General features: G+C 55.8%; 20 protein-coding genes. All 20 read right to left on the bottom strand.

All coding sequences use genetic code 11. The annotated features are described in order from the left end of the window. Nucleotides 1-69: 69 nt before the first annotated feature. Nucleotides 70-1,518 carry a metalloprotease TldD gene (gene tldD, locus SAMA_RS02545; RefSeq protein WP_011758594.1) on the bottom strand — a complete coding sequence of 483 codons (1,449 nt, stop codon included), beginning with the start codon at nucleotides 1,516-1,518 and terminating at the stop codon, nucleotides 70-72. Between the two features lie 33 nt (nucleotides 1,519-1,551). Beyond that, complete coding sequence (locus tag SAMA_RS02540; RefSeq protein ID WP_011758593.1) at nucleotides 1,552-2,394, bottom strand: carbon-nitrogen hydrolase family protein; 843 nt, start codon at nucleotides 2,392-2,394, stop codon at nucleotides 1,552-1,554. Then, the gene (locus SAMA_RS19720; protein WP_011758592.1) at nucleotides 2,318-6,865 is read right to left on the bottom strand and encodes a YhdP family protein; all 4,548 of its coding nucleotides are present in this window, start codon (nucleotides 6,863-6,865) and stop codon (nucleotides 2,318-2,320) included. The genes SAMA_RS02540 and SAMA_RS19720 overlap by 77 nt, the downstream gene beginning before the upstream one ends. Further along, nucleotides 6,865-8,331 (bottom strand): ribonuclease G, encoded by a 1,467-nt coding sequence (gene rng, locus SAMA_RS02525; protein ID WP_041410050.1) that lies wholly within the window; start codon nucleotides 8,329-8,331, stop codon nucleotides 6,865-6,867. Before rng ends, SAMA_RS19720 begins: the two co-directional genes overlap by 1 nt. An 89-nt stretch (nucleotides 8,332-8,420) precedes the next feature. Next, the gene (locus SAMA_RS02520) at nucleotides 8,421-9,005 is read right to left on the bottom strand and encodes a Maf family protein (RefSeq protein ID WP_011758590.1); all 585 of its coding nucleotides are present in this window, start codon (nucleotides 9,003-9,005) and stop codon (nucleotides 8,421-8,423) included. A gap of 5 nt (nucleotides 9,006-9,010) precedes the next feature. After that, on the bottom strand, nucleotides 9,011-9,499 hold the full coding sequence (gene mreD / locus SAMA_RS02515) for a rod shape-determining protein MreD (RefSeq protein ID WP_011758589.1): 489 nt from the start codon (nucleotides 9,497-9,499) through the stop codon (nucleotides 9,011-9,013). Further along, complete coding sequence (gene mreC, locus SAMA_RS02510; RefSeq protein ID WP_011758588.1) at nucleotides 9,496-10,425, bottom strand: rod shape-determining protein MreC; 930 nt, start codon at nucleotides 10,423-10,425, stop codon at nucleotides 9,496-9,498. Before mreC ends, mreD begins: the two co-directional genes overlap by 4 nt. Nucleotides 10,426-10,470: 45 nt before the next feature. Beyond that, entirely contained in the window at nucleotides 10,471-11,520 is a 1,050-nt protein-coding gene (locus SAMA_RS02505) for a rod shape-determining protein (RefSeq protein ID WP_011758587.1), read from the bottom strand. A 213-nt stretch (nucleotides 11,521-11,733) separates the two neighbouring features. Then, entirely contained in the window at nucleotides 11,734-14,304 is a 2,571-nt protein-coding gene (locus SAMA_RS02500; protein ID WP_049757761.1) for a DUF6701 domain-containing protein, read from the bottom strand. A gap of 46 nt (nucleotides 14,305-14,350) precedes the next feature. Further along, complete coding sequence (locus tag SAMA_RS02495) at nucleotides 14,351-14,770, bottom strand: hypothetical protein (protein WP_011758585.1); 420 nt, start codon at nucleotides 14,768-14,770, stop codon at nucleotides 14,351-14,353. Then, nucleotides 14,760-15,608 carry a PilW family protein gene (locus tag SAMA_RS02490; RefSeq protein WP_011758584.1) on the bottom strand — a complete coding sequence of 283 codons (849 nt, stop codon included), beginning with the start codon at nucleotides 15,606-15,608 and terminating at the stop codon, nucleotides 14,760-14,762. The genes SAMA_RS02495 and SAMA_RS02490 overlap by 11 nt, the downstream gene beginning before the upstream one ends. After that, nucleotides 15,608-16,135, bottom strand: a complete 528-nt coding sequence (locus SAMA_RS02485) for a prepilin-type N-terminal cleavage/methylation domain-containing protein (protein ID WP_011758583.1) — start codon at nucleotides 16,133-16,135, stop codon at nucleotides 15,608-15,610. Before SAMA_RS02485 ends, SAMA_RS02490 begins: the two co-directional genes overlap by 1 nt. Then, nucleotides 16,125-16,616, bottom strand: coding sequence for a pilus assembly FimT family protein (locus tag SAMA_RS02480; RefSeq protein WP_011758582.1), 492 nt, complete (start codon nucleotides 16,614-16,616; stop codon nucleotides 16,125-16,127). The genes SAMA_RS02485 and SAMA_RS02480 overlap by 11 nt, the downstream gene beginning before the upstream one ends. Before the next feature lie 118 nt (nucleotides 16,617-16,734). Next, nucleotides 16,735-17,253, bottom strand: a complete 519-nt coding sequence (locus SAMA_RS02475) for a prepilin-type N-terminal cleavage/methylation domain-containing protein (RefSeq protein WP_011758581.1) — start codon at nucleotides 17,251-17,253, stop codon at nucleotides 16,735-16,737. Nucleotides 17,254-17,291: 38 nt separating this feature from the next. Further along, nucleotides 17,292-17,897 (bottom strand): pilin, encoded by a 606-nt coding sequence (locus SAMA_RS02470; protein WP_011758580.1) that lies wholly within the window; start codon nucleotides 17,895-17,897, stop codon nucleotides 17,292-17,294. Between the two features lie 70 nt (nucleotides 17,898-17,967). After that, on the bottom strand, nucleotides 17,968-18,459 hold the full coding sequence (locus SAMA_RS02465; RefSeq protein ID WP_011758579.1) for a hypothetical protein: 492 nt from the start codon (nucleotides 18,457-18,459) through the stop codon (nucleotides 17,968-17,970). 3 nt (nucleotides 18,460-18,462) lie between these two features. Continuing rightward, a complete protein-coding gene (locus SAMA_RS02460) occupies nucleotides 18,463-19,683 on the bottom strand; it encodes a type II secretion system F family protein (RefSeq protein WP_011758578.1) in 1,221 nt (406 codons plus the stop codon). 2 nt (nucleotides 19,684-19,685) lie between these two features. Further along, nucleotides 19,686-21,449, bottom strand: a complete 1,764-nt coding sequence (locus tag SAMA_RS02455) for a GspE/PulE family protein (protein ID WP_011758577.1) — start codon at nucleotides 21,447-21,449, stop codon at nucleotides 19,686-19,688. Beyond that, nucleotides 21,446-22,645, bottom strand: coding sequence for a tetratricopeptide repeat protein (locus SAMA_RS02450; RefSeq protein WP_011758576.1), 1,200 nt, complete (start codon nucleotides 22,643-22,645; stop codon nucleotides 21,446-21,448). The genes SAMA_RS02455 and SAMA_RS02450 overlap by 4 nt, the downstream gene beginning before the upstream one ends. Beyond that, complete coding sequence (locus SAMA_RS02445; RefSeq protein ID WP_011758575.1) at nucleotides 22,642-23,544, bottom strand: ExeA family protein; 903 nt, start codon at nucleotides 23,542-23,544, stop codon at nucleotides 22,642-22,644. Before SAMA_RS02445 ends, SAMA_RS02450 begins: the two co-directional genes overlap by 4 nt. Nucleotide 23,545: the final 1 nt, after the last annotated feature.

The raw sequence follows: 23,545 nt of genomic DNA, 5'->3' as shown, positions 1-23,545 counted from the left end.
AAACAGTACCGTCTTTAACAATCAGTACCGCCCTACTAAATCAATATCGTCTGAATGACTGTCAGAGCCTCAGGCGGTGCCGCCCACAGTTAAGCGATCGAGTCTCAGGGTTGGCTGGCCCACACCCACAGGCACGCTCTGGCCATCTTTACCACACACTCCCACCCCCTTGTCGAGTTCGAGATCGTTACCCACCATAGAGATTTGACTCATGGCCTCAGGGCCGTTGCCAATCAGGGTCGCCCCCTTGATGGCGCGGGTGATCTCGCCCTTTTCAATCAGGTAGGCTTCAGAGGCCGAGAACACGAATTTGCCCGACGTGATGTCCACCTGACCACCGCCGAAATTAGGTGCGTAAATGCCCTTTTCCACCGACTTGATAATATCGGCTGGGTTGTCGTTACCGGCTGTCATATAGGTGTTGGTCATACGTGGCATAGGCAGATGGGCGTAGGACTCACGGCGACCGTTACCTGTGGGCGCCACTCCCATCAAACGGGCGTTGAGCTTGTCTTGCATATAGCCTTTCAGGATACCGTTTTCAATCAATACGGTTCGGTGGGCCGGTACGCCTTCATCATCGATGGTGAGGGAGCCGCGGCGGCCCGGCAGGGTGCCGTCGTCCACCACTGTCACCAGCTTGGAAGCTACCTGCTGACCCACCTTGCCACTGAAGGCGCTGGATCCTTTGCGGTTAAAGTCGCCTTCCAGACCATGGCCAACGGCTTCGTGCAGCAGCACGCCCGGCCAGCCGGGTCCAAGTACCACAGGCATTTCACCGGCAGGCGCGTCCACAGCGTTAAGGTTCACCTGCGCCTGACGCACGGCTTCACGGGCAAAGGCAAAGCACACCGGCATGCCGGTGTCATCATTGGCAAAGAGGGGGGCAAAATCGTGGCGGCCACCGCCACCGGCACCGCCGCGCTCCCGCTTGCCGTTTTCTTCCATAATCACTGAACAGTTGAACCGCACCAACGGACGAATGTCGGCCGCCAGGGTGCCATCACTTGCGGCTACCAGGATTTCTTCGTGCACAGCAGAGAGGCTTACCACCACCTGGATGATGCGGGAATCGAGGCTGCGGATATAGGCGTCGGCCTGACGCAACATGGCGATTTTGGTGGCTTCTTCCATGGCGGCAATAGGATCGGCGCTGTCATACAGGGTCTTGGCGCCCTGACGTTTCCAGGCTTTGACCTGATAATCGCTGCCGACCTGCGCTATACCGCGTGCTGCCAGCGCTGCCGCTTCGAGGGCAGCCGGGGTGATTTCATCGGCGTAGGCGAATCCGGTTTTCTCACCACTGATGGCACGCACTCCCACACCGCGTTCGATGTGGAAGGAGCCTTCTTTGATGATGCCGTCTTCCAATACCCAGGTTTCATGCCTGCTGCCCTGAAAATAGAGATCAGAAAAGTCCACATTATGGTTGTGGATGAGTTTGAGGTACTCGGCCAGGTTATCCAGGCTCAGGTTGTTGGCGAGCAGGCTCTGTTCAACTTGGGTTAAAAACGGCATCTGGTTTCTCTTTTCCCTAATAAAATTCTGTAGTTATTGACCGGCTTTCGTGGGCAGCAGCTCGGGGGCGGCAAAACGGTTATGGCTGACCACCGGCATGGCGGCACGTACCCTGGTCAACTCGTCCCTGTCTAGCCTCGCCTGCACCCAACCTGTGCCTTGGACAAGCTCGGCCAGGGTGCGACCCCATGGGTCAATCAGCATACTCTGGCCCCAGGTTTCACGGCTGCCGGTATTATGGGCGCCCCACTGGGCGGCCCCCAGTACAAAGCATTGGCTCTCTATGGCACGGGCCTTGAGCAGTATTTCCCAGTGCGCTTCCCCTGTCACCCTGGTAAAGGCAGCAGGCAGTGCGATTATCTCGGCGCCCGCCAGCCTCAATGCGCGGAACATGTCGGGGAAGCGCACATCGTAACAAATGGCGAGACCCAGTTTACCGAAGGGGGTGTCCACCACCACCAGGTTTTCACCGGGACAGAAGGTGTCGCTCTCCCGGTAGGTTTTGGTGCCATCGGCCACATCCACATCGAACAGGTGGATTTTTTCATAGTGCCCCAGCACATTGCCGGCATCATCAAATACATAGCATCGGCTATAAACCCGGCCATCGCCACTGCGGGCGGGAATAGTGCCCGCCACCAGAAATACCCCGAAGCGGGCCGCCAGTGCTGCCAGTGCGTGTTTCAGTGGCTCATCTTCGCCGGACCAGGCGAGCTGTTCACTCTCATGACCACCAAACAGCAAGCAACACTCGGGCAGCACCACCAGTTGGGGCTCACCGGGCACTCTTGGCAACCGCTCAAGCTGCGATTCGATAAAGGCCAGATTGGCCTCTACATCCCGGCTGCTCTGGCATTGCAGCAAACTGACCTGCATGCTTTTCTCCATGGCGTAAATAATGACTCAATTGTACCGGCTCGGATGCGCCGGGCAACTGCGACGAAGGTTCGGGCTCGGCGGCTGAGGGCGTTTCAGGAATTTGGGACTCCGGCTCTTCTGTTGGCTCCGGCACTGGATCTTTTACGGGCGCTGATTGAGGCACAGAGTCAGGCTTTGCCTGTTCAGGGGCTTGTTGCCCTGGCTCAGACTGCGCAGCCTGTGCCTGCTCTACGCCCCCTTGCTCCGCCGACACAGCGCCATCTGCCGAAGATGCTGGTGCCTCACCCTCTTTTGGCCTTGGCAGTACCGACTCGGGAATTTCTATCTCTTTGCTCTTACGCTCCAGCTCTTCGAGCATGGGGTCTGTCATGGTGCCAGAGAGACGGAAACGAATTTCCGAAATCACCTCAATCACGGGTTCCAATACTTTGGTGAGGGCAAAGGCACCCAGACCCATGGTCCAGGCACTGGTACTGAGCAGCACCACAGTTGGCACACTGGAGGCCAGCTGGGGCACAAAACGAATGTCGTAGTTCAGGCTCTGGGTGGTCAGGTCGGTAAAGCCACGTACCTTCATATTGCCAGCGATGGCGTCCATCTCGGTGTCGCGGGTTTTCACAACGCCATTATCCAGCTCCAGGGTGCCGGCAAAACTGTTATAGAACATCCCCTTGCCAAACACGTCCGTGAAGTCCAGCGACAGCTTGCGCAGCAGCGAATCCAGGCTGAAGAGAGAGAAAATACGGGCGCCCTTGTCACTGATTTCGGTCAGGCTGCCTTTGCCGAGTGCAAACTTGAGTCCTCCACTGAGGCTGCCAAGGTCAAACTCGTGGGGCGCCCCCTGCCAGAAGAGCTCGGCGCTGATATCCAAAGGCGAATCCTTGATACCCGGGGTAATGCCCAGCTGCTGCGCCAAGGCATCAAACTTATCCGCCTTGAGACTGAACTCCATGCGGGTTTGATTGACGTCCATCAACCAGCCACCCTGCCCCTTTAAGGTAGCAGCGCCGGATGAGAGTGACAGGGTTTGAAAATTGTAGCGGCCCGGCTCGGGCTGCCCCTGTAACACCAGGTGCCCCAGGGCACGGTCGTAGAGCCGAAAGTCATCTACATCCACCGCGATAGGCGGCAGATTACTGCTGAACTGTTCATCTCCCAGCACCTTGGCTTCGGCCTCCGCCTCGGTGAACTCGGGAGACAGATATAATTTACTGGCCCTGAGTTTAATGCCGCCGCGGTGCCAATCGGGGAAGAGATCGATATCACCACTGAACTCGTTGGCATAGGTGCTGACGCGCCACAGGCCATCTTCCGGACGGGCAAAGATTTGCGCATCGGCGAGGGACTGCCCAAAAAGTGTCAGCTGACCTATATCGGCAAAGATACCTTCGAGCTTTGGAAAGAAGCCCGTGGATTGAGGTTCAGGATTGACCAGCGCTTCTGGAGAGACTTGCTGGGCATTGTCAGATGCGGGCACTGCTGTGCTTGAGTCCACAAATCCGATGATGATGGGCAGCCAGTCATTAAAACTCGCCTGGCGCAGGGTAACATCGAGGCGCCCCCCTGCAGCGGAACGAGAGCTCTGTGCAAGAGAAGTCACCGCCGATACCGAGGCTGACTGTGGGACTGTGGGCTCAGAGCCCTGTATCGCATTCTCTGCCGGAGTAGACTCAGGATTCGCCTGAGTTGGATTGGCGTCTGCCGCTGTGATTGTGCTGACGCCCACACCTTCTGAAACACCTGGATTGTCGGGAGTGGTGGAATGTTGGGAATCGCTGACTTTTTCGGACACACCGCCCCCTTCCGGAGCGTTCAGGCTATCAGCCAAGGTCAGCAGAAAACTGTCCATGGTACCGCTCGAAGGCAGTATATGTCCGGCAAAGTGCCCCTTGTTATCCAGGAACACATCCAACGCCAACCCCTCGCCATTTCCCTGCAGTGTGAGCTTCAGTGGCATGGGCACGCCCACGCTTTTGGCAAAGGGCGGTGGCAGTTTAAGCTCGGCGTTGCGCAAGCTGGACTCGGCTTCTGCCTCGATATTAAAACCACCGGCCCTGGGCAGTGTCAGCCCCAGAGAGCCCTGCCAGGCCAACACACCGGCGTAGAAATCACTCAGGGGGTTGTCCAGTGAAGGCGGTAAGGAGGCCAGATCCCAGCCGCTCTTGAGTGTGGTATCAACTTTATAGCCTTTGGCATCATCTGCGCCAAACACATCCAAACTGAGGGGCTGACCAAAGAGGCGGGCACTTAGCCCCTCGGCCTCAATTCTGTCGTTGGCAAACCTGAGTTCACCCTTGAGGCGGTTGAGCTGCACCCCCGGGGTATCGAGATAGACAGGGGTATCATCAAAGAGCACCAGCCCCTGGATGTCAGGCTTGCCGCCGTGATAGAGGGGAATAACCAGGTCCAGATCCCCTTTTACTGCGCCCTGTACCTTCACCACATCCAACACGGCGCCCACTGAGTGCTTCAAAGGAGACGCCTGCAATACTGCTGTGGCCGCAGGCCCCGTGGTGGCAAGCGCCGCCTCCACGTGTAATACGGTTTCGTGGCTCATTTCGGGAATATACACATGGGCTCCGGCGGCATTCACCGCCCTGAGCTTGCCTTCATCCACCCAGATATCCATACGCAGGTTTTCAAACAGGGCACGCAGCGACAACTCAGTAACGGCTGGCCAATCAGGCTGGAAGGCGTAATTGGCCTCGTCCATCACAAAGCCTGCCTGAAAAATGCCGCTGTTGTCCCGATAAGGGAAATCTTGGAGCGCCCCGTTCCACACCACGGCCGCATCGCGGGTGCGACCTGCGATAATCGCCCCTTCCAGATAATCGGCCAAATCGCTGCCCATGGCCGCTCGGGGGAAGTAGTAGCCAGCACGGGCAGCGTCCCGCACCTCAACACCGGCGGAGAGCGCCAGATGAGTCGGTTGGCTGAACACCATTTTCATGGCGGCATCCACTGCCAAATCGGGATTCTCGAGCTGTACCGAGGGGGCGAGCAATGCGTTCTCGCTCAGGTCATACCCAAGCTCTATTCCCGGGGTATGGAAAACCAGCGGCGCTTTAAAAGCTTGGGTGCCAAAGTCGACTTCAAGGGTCTGGGCAGGTAAAGAAGCCCGCAGTAATTCGCCATCGAAAAACACGCTTGCGTCGAGCTGTTTAAGCCCCGGGATATGACTCACCTGTTGCCATCCCAGTCCACTGAACCCGGCACTTATCGCTAATTGACGGGCGCTTTCCTGCTCAGCTGTGCCAGGCAAAGCCTTATGGTGCAGGCGCATGTCCTGTAACTGCCCCTGGGGGTGCAGGGCAAGCAGGGTTTTCAAACCGTCAATGGTGAGCCCGGGGATAAGGGGGACCAGGGGCGACAGGGCACCCAAATCCAACGCATCCAGTTTAGCCTTAAGCTCAACGCCATCATACATGGCGGCCATCCCGGTCTCCGGCCAGAGCGTACCATTACTCTTGAGCACAAGCTTGTCACTGCCAAACAACCAGCCACGGCCATGTCGCTGCCACACAAGACTGCCACCATCGACGGCAAAGCGCTGCTGATTTTCGAGGCCGGGCCACTGCACGTAAGAAGGTGAAAACTGCACCAGCGCCGACATCAAACTGAGATTGGCGACATCCGCCCAGGCTTCAAAGTTAACGACACCGGCCAAGGGTAAGGGTTCGGCCTCGTTGAAGGGATTGGGCTGGCGCGCTGCCCACTCACCCAAATCCAGCGCCCGGGCGGCCAGATACAACTGGCCGTGAATGCTTTCCGGCTGACTTCCATCGCCTTTAAAATCGATTTGCAGCGACAAACGCTCGGAGACAGATGCCCTGTCGTCCAGATACACATAGCCTTCGGCCCGGTGGCGGCCGTCCAGATTCAGCCAGCGCAAATCGCCCACGTAGATGGGCCGGAAATCGTGGTATTTACTCTTGAGCTGCACAGTGGCGTCGGTAAGGGCAAATTGCTGTAGCTGTTCCAGCAGCAAGGGTGACAACCAATCTATTACCCGGGTGGTCTCTTTTACCCGTGTAGTGTCGTTGCTGACAGGCACAGACTCTTGCGGGCCAGAGCCCCCCATGGCGTCAAGGTCCAACGCAATCTGCACCCCCTCGAAGGCCACATGTTCCACCGTGGGTTCGCGGTTCATCAGGGTTTGCCAGAAGTCCAGCTTGATGTCGGTGCGTTTGATAATCAGGGTAAGCGGCAACCCTTCCTGGGGGGGTAAAATCAGGTTTTCAACCGTCAATGACGGTCCAAAGGCTTGCCACTCCGCCGCCAGACGGCTGACTTTGACTTCAATGCGGTAGTTTTCCCACAGATAATCAGTAACCCTGTCGCGGGCTTGTTCCAGTTGCGGCAGCAGGCTGCGGATGAGGCTGACCCCCAGTGCAAACAGCACCAGTAGGGTTGCCAGCGTTAATCCACAAATCCGGCCCAGTGAGGCCGGACGCCAGAATGCTGCCACTAGACCATTACCACATCGTATTTGTTCTGGGCATACAGGGGCTCCATCTGCACCCGGATCCGCTTGCCAATATAGACTTCAAGCTCAGCCACATGGTGGTGCTCATCGCCGCTGAGGCAAGCGTGCACCGCAGGCGCGCAGTACACCAAAAACTCATCGGCATCATAGGCCTTATCGAGACGGATGATTTCACGGAAAATTTCGTAGGTGACCGTTTCCACCGTCTTCATATAACCACTGCCCTTACAGGCAGGACACTCGCCGCAGAGCACATGTTCGAGACTCTCGCGGGTGCGTTTGCGGGTCATTTCCACCAGCCCCAGGCCGGAGAAACCGCTCACATTGGTTTTAACCCTGTCGTGGGCCAGGGCCGATGTCAGACTGGACAACACCCGCTGGCGGTGGTCTTCACTGAGCATGTCGATAAAGTCGATTATGATAATGCCACCGAGATTACGCAGCCGCAGCTGACGGGCAATGGCCTGGGTCGCCTCAAGGTTGGTGTTGAAGATGGTCTCTTCAAGATTTCGATGGCCAACAAAGGCGCCCGTGTTGATATCCACAGTCGTCATGGCCTCGGTCTGGTCGATAATCAGGTAACCACCGGACTTGAGTTCCACTTTGCGCCCCAGGGCACGCTGGATTTCGTTTTCTACATCGTAGAGGTCAAAGATGGGCACGCTGCCGCTGTAGAGCTCAATTTTTTCTTCAAACTCCGGCATGAACTCCTGGGCGAAATGCTTGAGCTCTTCGAAGGTGCTGCGGGAGTCCACCTGAATACGATCCAGATCTGTCCCGACAAAGTCGCGTACGATGCGCACCGGCAAGGCAAGATCCTGATAAAGCAGTGAGCTGCCCTTACGCTTGCGCCGCTCTGCTACCTTGGCCCAGACCCGTCGCAGGAAGGCGGCATCCTGTGCCAACTCTTCGGCACCGGCGCCTTCGGCCGCGGTACGGATAATAAAGCCGCCATCCTCGTCAACAAAGGGCAATGTAGCTTCTTTCAGGCGTGTTCTTTCATCTTCCGATTCAATACGTTGGGAAACACCCACATGGGCTGAGCCGGGCATAAATACCAGATAACGGGAAGGCAGTGTGATGTCTGTGGTCAGACGCGCCCCCTTGGTTCCCAGGGGGTCTTTTACCACCTGAACCATGATGTCCTGGCCCTGACGCACCAGCTCGGCGATGTCGCGCACCACAAAGTTGCCTTTTTCCACATCGGCCACGCATTCAGTATGGGGCATGATGTCGGAGGCATGTAAAAACGCGGCCTTATCAAGGCCGATGTCAACAAAGGCAGCTTGCATGCCAGGGAGAACCCGGCTGATTTTGCCCTTGTAGATATTGCCCACGAGGCCGCGCTTCATCCGGCGCTCGATATGGACTTCCTGCAACACCCCGTGTTCCACGAGCGCCACTCTGGCCTCGTTGGGGGTGACATTAATCAAAAGCTCAGAGCCAATCTTGCGCGGATTTTTCTGACTGGAGTTACTCACAGTGTTCACGGTTACCCCTCAGGGAAAGTCAGTTAATCGATTGGGGCCGATGCCGCTTAAATCAGTGAAAATGCAGCCAGTAAACGGCGACTCTCCACCAAAGGTAGCCCAACAACGGCGCTGTAACTGCCGTCGATGGCTTCAACAAAGACACCACCCAGCCCCTGAATACCATAGGCACCGGCTTTATCCATGGGCTCACCTGTGTCCACATAGGCAAGAATATCCTGCCGGGACAGGTCGGCAAAGCGAACCTTGGTGGTCACAGTGTCGCACAAGGTACGGTCACCGTCAGTGAGAGCCACCGCAGTCATGACCTCATGTTCACGGCCAGAGAGTGCATTCAGCATGGCAACGGCGTCGGCTTTGTCACCGGGTTTACCAAGGAGCGCCCCATCGAGCACCACTATGGTGTCTGAGCCCAGCACCACGGGCGCCTGGATATGTCCGCAAAGTGCCAACCCGGCCTTTGCTTTTTCGACCGCAAGACGCGCCACATAGTTCGCAGGGGATTCACCGACCAGCGGGGTTTCATCGATATCGGGATTAACGCGCTCAAAGGAAAATCCCGCTACACCCAAACCAGCCTGAGCAAGAAGCTCACGGCGACGGGGTGACTGGGATGCCAGCACCAGAGTCATGAAATTTATCTCACTTTATAACGGCGACGCACCCGACGCAGGAACCAGAACACCCAGGGCCAGATAACGAGGCTGGACAACACAGGCCAGAAGATGGCGTGGGAGTAAGTGGCCTTGGTCAGCACGTACTGCAGCCAGTACACCACCAGATGAAACACCCCTACCAGGGATGCAACCAACAAAGACTGCTGCCAGATAGTGAAGTTACGCATACGCTGAAAATGCAGTGCCACCACGTAAATCACCAATGAAAAAGCCAGCGCCCTGACGCCGAGGGTCGCGCCCAGCAATACATCCAATACCACCCCCAAAATCCAGGCGGTCAGGATGTTGTATCTATGGGGCAAAGCCATGGTCCAGTAGATGAGCACCAGCAGCAGCCAGTCCGGACGCCAGGCGGCAACCAGATCAGGCAGCGGCATGATTTGAAACAACAAGCCGACAAACAGGGTTAGCCAGACCACGATGCGACGATTGGGGGCCTGCAGACTCATTGGGCCTCCTCAGCGGCGGTTGGAACAGCCTCTGTGGCAGGCTCATTCTGGGCCGGCGCATTGACGTCATCGACGGTGGTGCCCTCAACGGCTTCGGTATTCACGGGGTTGTTTCCGGCATCGGGCCAAATCAGCAGCAAGTAACGAATACGGTCGAGCGCGGCCAGCGGCTGCGCCATCACCTTGGCATAGGATTGGGCGTCGTCACGCTCTACCACGGTGACGCGCGCAACCGGGTATCCTTCCGGGAAACGACGGCCCAGGCCTGAGGTCACCAGCAAATCACCCACCTTCACGTCGGTGCTTTTGGCGACGTGTCTTAATTCAACTTCATCCAACTCGCTTGTGCCATTCACTATCATGCGCACATCGTTACGGGTGATACGCACCGGGATGGCATGACTGGTGTCAGACATCAACAGCACCCGCGCCGTAATGGCACTGACTTCAACCACCTGGCCCACAATACCCTGGGCATCGAGCACAGGCTGGCCCACATAGACACCATTTTGGGTACCGCGGTTAATAACAATTTGCTGATGGAATGGATCGCTGGCCACTTCCATCACCTCCGCCACCATCTTGCGGGCATCCATATGCAGCGGCGAGCCGAGCAAGGTACGCAGACGCTCGTTTTCCTGGCGCAAATGTTCAAAACGCTGCAGGCGCTCGCTCATCATCAATTGCTGACGCAACATTTCGGCGTTCTGACGTTCCAGCATGGTGCGGGTAGCGAGCATTTCGGCAAAACCATCCAGCATGTCGCCGGGAACATTGGCCAGATACTGCAGCGGGCTGAGCAGAGTCGCCATGGACTGTCGAACCGGCGTGAGGCGATCGTTGGCCACGATAAGCAGCACCGACAAAATAATTGCCAGTGTCAGTCGGAATTGATTTGAGACGCCGCGAACAAAAATAGGCTTCATAAAACAAAGGAGGCGGTAGCCTTACCGCCTCTTTCACCTGTGGTGTTAATTTTCTTCGGAGAAGAGATCGCCACCGTGCATGTCGATCATTTCGAGGGCCTTACCACCGCCTCTGGCAACACAGGTCAGCGGATCTTCGGCTACCATCACAGGGATACCGGTTTCCTGCATCAGCAGGCGGTCGAGGTCACGCAACAGCGCACCACCACCTGTGAGCACCATGCCGCGCTCTGAGATATCAGAAGCCAGTTCCGGTGGAGACTGCTCCAGTGCCACCATCACGGCACTGACGATACCCGACAGCGGCTCTTGCAGGGCCTCAAGAATTTCGTTGCTGTTGAGGGTGAAGCTTCTTGGCACACCTTCGGCCAGGTTACGACCACGCACTTCAATTTCCAGCACCTCATCGCCGGGATAAGCAGTACCTATGGTGTGTTTGATACGTTCGGCTGTGGCCTCACCAATCAGGCTGCCGTAGTTACGACGCACATAATTGATAATGGCATCGTCAAACTTATCACCACCGATACGTACAGACGATGAGTACACCACACCGTTCAGGGAGATGATGGCCACTTCAGTGGTACCACCACCGATATCCACCACCATGGAGCCTGTCGCTTCAGAAACCGGCAGACCGGCACCGATGGCGGCCGCCATTGGCTCTTCAATCAGATACACTTCGCGGGCACCGGCGCCCATGGCTGATTCACGGATGGCCCGGCGCTCCACCTGGGTGGCTCCTACTGGCACGCACACCAGCACCCGGGGGCTTGGGCGAAAGAAACTGTTGTTGTGAACTTGCTTAATGAAGTGCTGCAGCATCTTCTCAGTCACATAAAAGTCGGCGATTACACCGTCTTTCATCGGGCGAATCGCCTGAATATTGCCAGGGGTACGTCCGAGCATCAGCTTGGCTTCGGTACCCACAGCAGCCACGGACTTTTGCCCTGAGCTGTTGCGTTCGTTACGAATTGCCACCACCGAAGGTTCATTGAGGACAATACCTTCTTCACGCACATAGATAAGGGTGTTGGCGGTACCCAGGTCGATCGAAAGATCATTGGAAAAAATGCCACGCAGCTTTTTGAACATGTAACCAGCCTGTTTTTCTGAGAGGAGCCAGAGAAAAGAAAAATCAGCTAACTTTATCAATGCCACCCTGATTCCACAAGACTGGGGAGGTTAACAATCGCTAATGAAGTGATTTTTTTTGAACAGAAAGTAAGGTGATGAAAAATGCGGCAGTTTTTCAAACCAAACCCGACGGGATTCCACCGTATTTGAGCGCCAAATTATTTGCAGTCGTCAATTGATCTCGCGCCAGAAGATAATGCGATCGTCACCCCGATAACGCCCGAAATAGGCACTTGCCCTGGGATCGCTCAGTGTTTGTGGCTCGCTGCCGCTCCAATTCCAGTACCAATGCAGCCAATCCGGTACGTCCAGTGGTGCCGTCACCTGTCCACGGTAACCCGGGCTCCCCAAAGCCTGCCAAAAGAGTGGCAGTTGCCCCTGACTGAAACTTGCCGGGGTGGCGCTACGGTCGATACTTTGCCCTGCCAGCAGTCCCGGCTGGTACAAATAGCCCAGAGCGGGGTTATCCACCTGAAAACTCAAAGGTACTGAGGCGATACTGCAACTGTCCTCGGAGGACAGAGTCCAGGCGCTGCCGTTCCAGTACTGGGCATAGGCAGGCATACGCAGGATATCCGTTTCAGGACCATAGGTATTATCCAGCACCGCCCGGCCGTGGCGCATGGACACAGCACCCAGTCGCTGAGCGCTGCAGCCCCCGGGAAGAATACTGCAGTCGCCGGTGCTGTCAGGTTTCATATCCAGTGGCGCCAGCCTGGACAAGTCACCGTCCATATCATCCACCCAGAGACCAATATCCAACTGCTCGAAGGGACCATCCACCCCAGGGGCCGTGGTGCGCTCAAAAACGAATGTCGAGCTGCTGTCAAACTCCATGACCCCTTGCTGCCATTTGCCCGCCAAAACGCTCAATCTGGCAGACAAATCTTGGCCGTCGTTGTCGTTTTCTGCCGCCAATACCGCGTTGCCTTTGGCAAAATCATCCCGGTAATTTACCGTTACCTGATTCTGATGATTGTGCGCTTCAAGCTGCATCGACAGCGGAGTGGGTTGCCCCATGTAACTGAAACTTGGCGAGTTAAGCAAACCGCAGGCGGGGATCAAACTGACGTTTTTCAGTGCAAAACCTGCCGGAACAAAGCGGCCAATATTGCCGGACTGTGCCAGCGGAATACGATAAAACTGGCTGCCGAGGTAGGTGTTTGGTGCCTGGGCGCTGAAACGGAATACCCCCACCTCACTGATACTTTGGCCGATTTCATTGGCGCCTGCCTGGGCCTTATGGGAATAGCTGGCGGTGCCTGCTACCCCATCACTGCCGCCCACAGGCGCCACCAGAGCGCTGCCAAGGGCGATGTTCTGTATGGCAAAGTTGGGGGTTGTGGCGTTATCGCAAAATTCACTGTCAGTATCTGACTCCCAGGCGTGGGCCGAGATTAGCAAGTCAAAGCTGTCGCCTGTTTTGCGATAGGCGGCGCAAGTAGCATCCCCTGCCGGGCAGCTCGCCACAGGGTCTTTGGCTTTGACACACAACCCCACAGGGAAGCTGACAAAGCTGTCGCTGCCATCCAGCTGCAAATTCCCTTCACTGCCGCCACCCACATACCGGGCATTGAGGGCTAGCTGACCGGCGTCCGGATAATTCACACTCAACCTCGCCTCACCCTGACTGTTAAAGCTCAGGGGGATAGAAGTCGCGTCCTGGGCGCTGGTGCCGATAACGCTACTCTCCACTGTCACTTTCGGACTACCCACCAAAGCGACTGCATCAGGACTGAGGTAGTCGCTCCAGAATGCCAGCTGCTTGGTCGTATTTTGAAAGGTAGGAACACAGCGCTGTGACTGGTCGTCTTTACGCACTGCGCTCAGGGTAATGCTGGCCGCCTTACCCGCGAGTTTATCCGGTACATCAAACAAAAGCCCGCTGTCGGCAAAGGCAAAGGTACAGGCGGCCGTGCTGGGCATACCGCTTCCCCGCTGGCACAGAGTCGGATTCACTGCCACCGGTGAAGAGCTGCCCACACCAATAGTCACCGGCGGCGCCACCACCGTATGCCAAAGCCGTTTTTGCGCACTGCCATTGACCAGACTGATGTTGTTTCCGCCCTCCCAACCCGTTACGGCATTGGTCGCAGTTAAGGTGGCACTGACAGGGTCTGTGACCAGTTCACTGCAATTACTATTTTTGCAAGCAGATACAGTGACAGTCTCAGCCTTGCAGGTCAGGGGGCTTTGGGAGTATTGCAGCAGGAAGTGGTCAATTTGAACGTTTGCTTGCTTATCACACATGCCGCCAAAGTCGGCATCATCAATGACACCAAGGTCGATAATCGGTGTGAAGTTCCCTCCCGAAGGAACATTCCCGTGAACGGCCAGAGCACCACTGATGGTGGCATTACCCGACATGAAGATGCTGCCTTCCACGTACAGGATGCCTTTGAAAAAGTTGTGCCCCTCTATGTGTAGATTTCCCCGCACATAGACGATGAGATGTGAAGGATTATAACCCTGATGGATGCTCGTATTTTTCAGGGTGAGATTGTCAAAGTAAAGCCGAGTCGTGGCACCATTGGTTGCCAGGTAAGAGCCTTTTTCAAAATCACCATTGGCAAAGTTGAAGTCACCGGGGCCAAAAGCGTCGCTTCTTGAGCAATGGCGATTATTCCCCTGGGTATAGCAGGTAAAGTTTCCTGCCTTGGAAGGCAAGTTGGGCGGCGGCTGCATACCGGGATTATTGGGACCCGTAGGTGGTTTGGTAAAAATATCGGAGCAAAGTGGCACAGCCAGAGCCCCTGGCAGCCAGCAACACAGAACTATCAGCAGAAGTCTAAGGTATGGCACGGGCAGTGACCTCCACGCTACGGCTTACTCTCAGATCACCACTTTCGCAGAATGCACGGCTGACAACGAGGTACTGCGTCACCCCTTCGGCACTGAAACTATTGCAGGACAGATTCACCACACAACCATGAAATCCCACCACAGCTGGCGGCATCCAGCTGTCGCTGCTGTTGCACACAGGCGTGCCGCCATTGATCGGAAAAAGCTTCGCCATGGCCGCATCGGCGCCGCTGTTGGCGGAGGCCAGCGCCCGGGTGCCCCACACTTCCAGCGTCAGGGCTTCATCGGCATCACTGACCATGCGGATCAGCGCCGCCGCGAGCAAAAACATCACAGTGATCACAAAGATCCCTATGATGAGCACACTGCCGCGTTGCCGGGAACGCATGGGGAAATTAGGGGACATTGGCTGTATGTACCTGATGTTGATATTGGAAGGTTTCGCCATTCACGGCAAAGCCCACGTCCAGTTGTACCATGGCATTGTTTATCAGGGTGGACGCCAGCAAAGCGATGGGCGCAGGTGTAGTCACTGCGTTTGCCATCAGTGCCGAACGCCCTGCAGCTCTCATGACAGGCACATCGGGTTGAATGGCACTGAGACCATAACCATTGAAGCGCCACAGGCTGATATTATGACTGGCGAGCTGCTCGATAAAACAATAACTCACCACGTCCTGACTGAAGTAAATACGGCGGCTCGGTGAGCCCTGACTGAAGCGTACCGGCGTATCAAAACTGAGCTCCAGCGAATCGGCGCCCTCTATCACCGACTTCACGGCAAAGCGCTTGCCGGTATCACCCGTCGGCGGCGGGTAAACATCTGTCGCCATCAGGGGGTAAACATGAGCCATTTGCCCGGCGATAATGCCGGTGTTGGCGCCATCACGGATCACTCTGGCCTGCTGCGCCGCAGCATCTGGCGATATGGCCAATGTCACATAGCTGGTGCTCGCTGCAATAGGCACCATTTCGAGACATTGCCAGCTGTCGGAGCCATCGCTGCCGGCAACGAGCCTCAGGCTGCCAGGCAAAGCGCGGCGAATATCTCGGGTAAGGCGCTCGATGGCATAACGGCTCTCCCCTGTGACCTGCTCGACGGCCGAAGATTCGATAAAGATGCGGGTACCAAAGATGATGAAGCTGCTCACCCCCACGGCCAATACCCCCAGCACCAGGATAACCGTGACCAATTCCACCAGGGTGAACCCCCGTGCGTGTAACCCAATCCCAGTGCGGCGCATCAGTAGTTGCTCCTCACGGCATGGTAAGTAATTACTTCCCCTTGAGGTGTAGTGACATGGATGGCGATGAGTTTACTCACCAAAGGGGACGAAGTGCTGACCTCCACGGTCAATTTGAAGCCGGGGTAACGGTCGATATAGCGCTGGCTGGAGTTCAGCATAAACTGAGTTTCATTCAAGCCATGGTAGTCATCCACATCATCGAAATCATTGCGACTTTCTCCCTCTGGCCCCATGTGAGTGCTGCAGGCCAAGGCTGAAGGCGAGCCACAGGCCGGCACGCCACCATTGATATTGCTGTGCTCATCGTACCTTTTTCCCCAGATTTCATTGAGCACCGACTGGGCCAGCTCGGCACTTCTTACCCGCTGCAGCGTCATGGCCGCCCGGTCCGCCTGGGGAAAGAACATACTGGAGAGCAATACCAGTGCAATGGCGAGCACCAACATGCCAACGACCAGCTCTACCAGGGTAAATCCCGCTGTACGTTTGGATAACACCGGCATCTTGCTGAGACTAGCGGGCATGAATATAGCCCTCGGACTCGATCGCCAGCACCAGGGTTTCGTCGGCAATAGCCAGGATACAGTCGCCGTTGCAGCCCGTGGCAGGGAGTCGGCCGAGGGTATCAAAATCCAGGTTAAAACTGCGGGTACCACCAGCAAGCAGCGCCAGCTCACTGCCCCCCTGAAAACTCTGCCAGGGCTGCTCATGGGCCACGTCCTGAGCGCCAGAACATTGATTCGACGTGCGGCTCTGATACCGTTCTATGCGGTATCCCTTATCGCTGGACACAGCAACACGAATACAGAGATCGGTATTGTTCATGGCAAAGAGCTGCGCCTTGCGCAGCTGCGCCATAAATTCATTGCGAAGGGAGTAGGCACTGTAAGAAGAGGCAGATAACAAGCGCGGAATGGCCACCACCGCCAGAATGCCAATCAGGATGATGGTGGTAACAAGCTCAATCAGGGTAAAACCACGCGATAGAGAATGACGTGACTGCATCCAGCGCTCACCTGCAATACTAGGTCATCCAAGTTTCCAACAACTTGTGCCATAAGGCAAATTTCAGACCTTGACTATCTACCTTAAACTAAAAGGCCTGCGAAGCAGGCCTTTCTTATCAACAGTCATCGGCGCCTGGCATAGCACTGAAGACCGGCCCTACCGTTTGGCTGGTTGCCTGGGTGTAGGTAAATCGACATGTTGCAGGCGATCCTTTCTGCCAGATCGTTGCCACCCCTGCTGCTGAAAAGATCACCCACTCAGCGGCTGTCTCATTGGCAACTGTAGGATCAGTGGCACTGGTGCCAGCATCGAAGTCAAACTCAAGAGCGTTTTCCAATTCAGCCTCTGTAGCCTGCAGGTAACCGAAATGGGTTACTGCGGGAGTACCAGTCCCAATATCAACAGATGGTGCAGGTGTTGCGTTGCTGGCATTTCTCTCCACGCCAGCCAGGGCTGCACGTGAATACACCAGGGAATTTGCTCCCTGAATAGCGGCTTTGGCACCGCTCAATGCGCTAACTCTCGCATCCGATTGCAGATTGATAAACTTAGGCGCTGCTGTGACCGCCAGAATGCCCAGGATGATGATCACCACCACCAACTCAATCAGGGTAAAACCTTGCTGTTTTTTCATGCTTTCTTACCTTTCTGTGAAATTAACTTGCCTGACATTCAGGGGTTGGTGAAGCTGAGCACCTTGCCGGTACCCGGATTATAGGTAATACCTGAAGCGCCTGACGTAGTCAGATCCGGTACCGGGTTGGCAATGCCGGTGTTGGGGTCCAGGGTCAGAGATGACACCTGATGGTACACACACAAATCCAGGCCATTGACCGTTTGACCATTGAGATCGTTACTACTGCCACCCGCGCCGCCAATTGCCCTCACGGTATAACGTTGCTTACGGGCATCCTGGGTGTAAAGCACATTACGGGGCGTGCTTTGCAAAATCAGGTTAAATACCTGCTGGCAGGTGGCATCTGTCATGTCAGTGGCGGACACATTATTATCGCCGGTGGGGTAGCCAAAGCGCTTGTCGAGCCCTATTTGGGTGCCATCCAGCAACACATAGTCGTTGTTGCGACCATCGATTTCCCATTGGGCGCGCACGAAACTTACTGCCGTAACCAAGCCACCGCTGACCGCATCCACGCTGGCCGCTTCTGCTTCATCGGTGATGTTCAAAAATCTGGGAATGGCGGTTGCCGCCAATAGCCCAAGAATCACTATGACTATCACCAGCTCAATCAGTGAAAATCCCTGCTGTTTAGCTTTCATAGGTGCCCCCAATCGTCCATTTCCCCATTGTAGCAGCTAAATTCATCTTGAAAAGTCTCATATATAACAGCTAATTAGTATGGTTGACCAAGGTCACTTTTCCTGTGTCCAAATGGTAGCTGATTAGACTTTCTGCTTCGCCCAAATAGTGACAACTGCGACTGCCACTATTAAAAGACACATCGAGTAAACCTTCAGTGCCATAACCCAGCAGCTGCTGCCACAATGCCCGGCAACCGATGGCATCTCTCTGGGGTGGCTGAGGCCAGCCGTTGGCGCTCATATGGATAAGCACAGGCGCTGCAGGTTTGTCTCTGTCCAGCAGCTCCCACTCCAACTTGAGTACTTCACCCCGCCCCTGCCCCAACCATTTAGAGCGCGACATGGATATCACATTCTGCAAGCGCCCCTGCTCCATCACCATGCTGTGGGATGCAACGGACTCCAAGCCGGAAAAATACCTGATCCCCACGACCGCCAGCAGTAACAGCATCACTATCACCGCCAGCATGCGGCGATAGATACCAATCAGTTCTCCTTCGGCTTCCCGCTGTGGTAACAAGGTTCAGCCTCCCTTGACCACATTGAGCATGTCCCACATGGGCAGGTAGATACCCAGTGCCAGAATGAGCACAATGCCAGCCACTATGCCGATAAGTATGGGCTCAAGCTTGGCGGTGAGATTTTTCAGGTCGTAGTCCACTTCACCTTCGTAAAAATCGGCCGCATCGTTAAGGAGCTGTTCCAGCTGTCCGGTTTCTTCCCCCACGGCCACCATCTGCAGCACCAGCGGGGTAAAGAGTTTACTGTGGTTAGACACCCGCAACATGGATTCGCCGGACTCAATCCCGCGGCGCATGGCCACTATCTTGTCGTGCATGTAAGCGTTGTCCACAGCATCGGCAACCAAGCTCAGAGCCTGTGTCATGGGAACACCGGCGCCCATCATCATGGCAAAGCTGCGGCAATAGCGAGACAGGGTAGAACGTTCAATAATGGAACCCACCGCCGGCATATGCAGCTTCCACTGGTCCCATTTTTTTTCTCCTTGCTCTGTTTTGTGCCAGTAGGCGAGACCACCAATCAGTCCCACCACGAGCAGTGCCAGCAGCCACCAGTAGTTGACGAAAAAATTGGATGTGGCAATCAGAATCCGGGTCGCCCAGGGCAACTCGGCGCCAAACCGGGAAAACATGTCGGCAAACTTTGGGATCACCATAATGTTTAAAATCACCATGGCCAGAGAGATAGCAATCAGCACAAATGTGGGGTAACGGACGGCTGACTTGATGCGGCGACGGGTTTCCTGCTCGCGCTCAAGATAACCCGACAACTGCAAAAAGACGTCTTCCAACTTACCGGTGTTTTCGCCCACATGCACCATGGAAACAAACAGGGCATCAAACACCTCGGGATGATGGTTCATCGCCGATGACAGAGGCCTGCCCGCAGTCAGCTGCACAGAAATATCATCCAGCGCCTGCTTCATTTGCTGAGAATGGGTGGTTTCGCTAAGCCCCGCAATGGCTCTGAGAATCGGGATCCCCGAGCGGGTCAGTGAATACATCTGCCGGGTAAAAATCTGCAGCTCTTCCAAACTGACCCTGCGACGAAACAAGCTGGATACGCTTACGCCTTCGCCACGGGGCTTGGTTTCGCGAAATTCCAGCGGGATAACCGCCCGCGACAGCAACTGATCGGCGGCGGCATTCTCGGAGGCAGCATCAAGCTCTCCTGTTACCTGCTGTCCCTGGGCGTTTCGCCCCCGATACTTGTACACCGGCATCGTCAGGCTCCTGCACCATCAAACTGGGCCATTTCCTGCGACAGTGGTATCTGGGTTTCGCTGACATCCTCCACCAGTCTGGCAACCTCTTCTATCGTGGTCATGCCCTGCTTAAGGTAATTGAGTGCCGAGATGAGCAAGGGAGTAAAGTTAGGGCTGGCGTAAGCCGCCTGGGCAAATGCCTGAGGGTTGCCGGTGCGCATGGCATCCACCATGGCTTCATCCAGCTCCAGCAGCTCGAAAATACCAATACGACCTCGGTAACCTGTGCCACTACAGCTTTGGCAGCCAGTGCCCATGCGAAAACGGGCCTGAGAAAAATCCACTCCTTTGCTGACACTGGTCAGCCAAGCCTTGTCCTGACTGGTCAGTTGATAATCCACGGCGCAATTTTGGCATACGCGGCGCACCAATCGCTGGGCAATGATGACCCGCAGTGCACTGGCCACCAAGTAGCTTGCTGCGCCCATGTCCAGAAGTCTCAGCGCCGAGGTTACGGCATCGTTGGTGTGCAGGGTTGAGAGCACAAAGTGACCCGTCAGCGCGCCCCGCAAGCCGATTTCTACGGTTTCGTGGTCACGCATCTCCCCCACCATGATGATGTCGGGGTCCTGACGTAATGTGGTGCGCAGCACGTTGGAGAAGTTGAGACCTATCTTGTGGTTAACCTGCACCTGATTGATCCGTGGCAGCTGATATTCCACCGGATCTTCAACCGTGATTATCTTGCGATCGGCCGTATTGAGTTCACTCAGGATGCCGTAGAGAGTAGTGGTTTTGCCGCTACCCGTAGGGCCTGTCACCAATAACATGCCGTGGGGGCGCTTAATTTGTTTGCGTACCCGCTGCAAAATCGCATCCGGCATACCCGTTTCATTCAGGGTCAACAAACCGGCCGACTGGTCCAGAAGACGCATCACCACAGACTCGCCGTGATAAATCGGCATGGTGGAGATACGCACGTCTATTTTGTGGCCTTTAACTTCCATATGGAAACGACCATCCTGCGGCAAACGTTTTTCGGAGATATCCAACCCGGCCATCAGCTTGAGACGCAGCACGAGCGCCGCGGCTATGGTCACCTCGTTTAGTATGGTTTCCTGCAAGTGGCCATCCACGCGCTGACGGATGCGCAGCGATTTATCGCCGGGTTCAATGTGGATGTCGGATGCCCGCATCTGCACTGCGTCTTCAAAAATCGATTGCAGCAGTTTAACCACAGTGGTTTCACTGTCGCTGTCGCCAGCGGTCAGCGCGGCAAGGTCAAATGCCTCGTCTGCGGCATACTCTTCTTCCAACTGCCCTGCCATCTGAGCGATTTGTTCAGTGCGGCGGTACAGGTTGTCAAAGGCCTGCATCAGCTGGGCCTCGGGAGCGACCACCAAATCGAGACGCTTGGGTGCCAGCAGTACTTCAAGGTTGTCCAGTGCCTGCAGATCCGCCGGATCGCTCATGGCGACCACCACCGCATCCCCCTTATCTTCAATCACCAGGGCCCGGTAGCGGCGGGCCTGAACTTCTGGCAGCAGGTTCACTACGGCGGGAGGCACAGGACGGCGGCTGATGTCGAGATAGGGAATATTCAGCTGTTGCGACAGGAATTTAAGCAGCTGATCTTCTGCGATATATCCCATATCAATCAGGGTGCGGCCCAATTTTCGGCCGGTGCTCTTTTGCTGCGCAAGTGCAGCGGTCAGCTGATCCTCACCAATGATTTGTTCCGAGACCAGTAAATCCCCAAGGCGCATCTTGAGTTTTGGTTTCATTGGTTATCTCCCAACTGCATCAATCTGTTTTCTATGTAGGCGCGGGCGTCGGATGATAACCCGGCAGTGCCAAGGGCACGCTGATAGTGATAACGGGCATCTGCCATCTTGCCCTGTGCATCCTGTGCGTAGGCAAGCCCCAACCACCATTGTGCTTTTTCCATACCGGTGCCCAACAACTTTTGGTAGGCGGCTTCGGCCAGCGCGTGATCGTCTTGTTCACGGGCAATATCGGCCACCAATAGCCACTTATCCCGAGAAAGAGAATCTGTATCCCCAATGACATCAAGGGCTGCCAGCGCCTGCGATTTATTGCCCTGTTCCCGCCACAAACGGCCCAGAAGTAGTGCAAAAGACGACTGCTCAGGGAATTGCACCAACCCACGCTCGAGCAGTTTGATGGCTTCGCCTGCTTGCCCCTGACCATAGTGAAGCGCCGCCAATTGGCGTCTTGCTTCATGGCGCGCGGGCTCATAAGAAAGCGCCATGGCGTATTGGCGCATCGCCTCATCCAGCTTGCCTGCATCCCTAGCTCCATTGGCCTTTAGCATGGCGCGATCGGCTTGCTCTGCCGGGGGCAGCACCACTTCGGTGACAGCCATGCTGCCTGCGGATGGCGTATTGGTATTCATGGCGACGCTGGAAGAGTCAATCACCGGCGGCTCGCTCGAGGTATTGACTTGCAAAGCCAGTACAGTTGCCTCGCCTGCAACTGACGTTTCTGACGGGGCAGGCGCGTTTGCTGATCCTGCGAATGATACTGCCACTGACTCGGCTAAGGTTTCAGACTCGCCATTCCCCGTCGTGTCTTTGATTGATTTATCTGACTCGCCCGCGGGCTCTTTCGCCAAGCCCGACGCTGTGTCGCTGCTGGCATCTGCGGGCTCCTGAACATGTGACACCTGAGCATTGCTCGCAGGTTCCATTTTTACCGGCGCAGCACTTGCTGTGTTTAACTCAGCTTGCTGTCCTGAAACCATAGGGCTTAATACCATAGCGTCTTTGGCATTGGATGCTTTCAGGTTCCAAAGCACCAGCGCGATGGCAACAAGGAGCAGCGACAGCAGGATAAGCCAACGCCAGGGCAGCCCGGGAGATTTGTTCACTGGAATGGCCACAGTGGATGGCAGCTGCTGCAGCTGATGCGGCTCGGCACGCTTATCCAAATCTTTCAGCATTTGATTGATGACGCTCATAAACCGCCCCCGCGCCACCACAAACCCATGGCTGCAGCCATCAGGCAGCTCAGACTGAGAACCGGCAACCAATTGGGCCAGATTGGTTTGGATGCATCTTCTGTGTCCCTTATGGCACCCAGCGCCTGGCGGCGTCCAATGCGTTGCAGCCCCTCGCCAAACCCCAGCATTAACGCCTTGTGGGCCAGAATATTGATAAGCCTGGGTATGCCTCTCGATGCCCTGGCGATGGCGGCTATGGCGGCGCTATCGAAAAGGCCTGTATCGCTTAACCCCGCCACCTTTAGTCTGTGCTGCACATAGGCCTCTATTTCTTGCCGGTTGAGGGGGCGCAAACGATAGCTGAAGGTGATCCTTTGCCGCAGTTGTCTAAGCTCAGGGCTTGCCAGCCTTTCATCCAATTCAGGCTGGCCAAAGAGCACCACCTGCAAGAGCTTGCGGCTCTCTGTCTCCAGGTTGGTAAACAGCCTTAAGGTTTCCAAACTCTCCTGTGGCAATGCCTGGGCTTCGTCCAGAATAAGCACAACGCTGTGCCCATGGGCGGCCAGCGCCATCAGTTGATGCTGTATAAGACTGGTTAACTGCTGCTGATCGATATTGGCGGAGTATTTCAGGCCAAGTTCCAATGCCAGCGCCCAGCGCAGCTCGTTGGGCGACAAACAGGGATTGGGCAGATAGGCACAGCGGAGCGGCGCGGGCAGATCGTTGAGCAGTTTTCTCAAAATCAGGGTTTTACCCGTGCCCACCTCACCGGTGACCTTGATAAAACCTTCACCGGTTTGCAGGGCAGTTTGCAGCACTTGCAGCGCCTCTGCATGGGGCGCCAGTGCGAAAAAAAATCCGGTATTCGGTGTCAGCGCAAACGGCATCTCCCGAAGACCAAAGTGCTGCAAATACACC

The sequence above is a fragment of the Shewanella amazonensis SB2B genome (assembly GCF_000015245.1).
Classification (GTDB): Bacteria; Pseudomonadota; Gammaproteobacteria; order Enterobacterales; family Shewanellaceae; genus Shewanella; species Shewanella amazonensis.
Note: the sequence above shows the minus strand (reverse complement) of the source record. Positions and strands in the feature narration are given on the sequence as shown.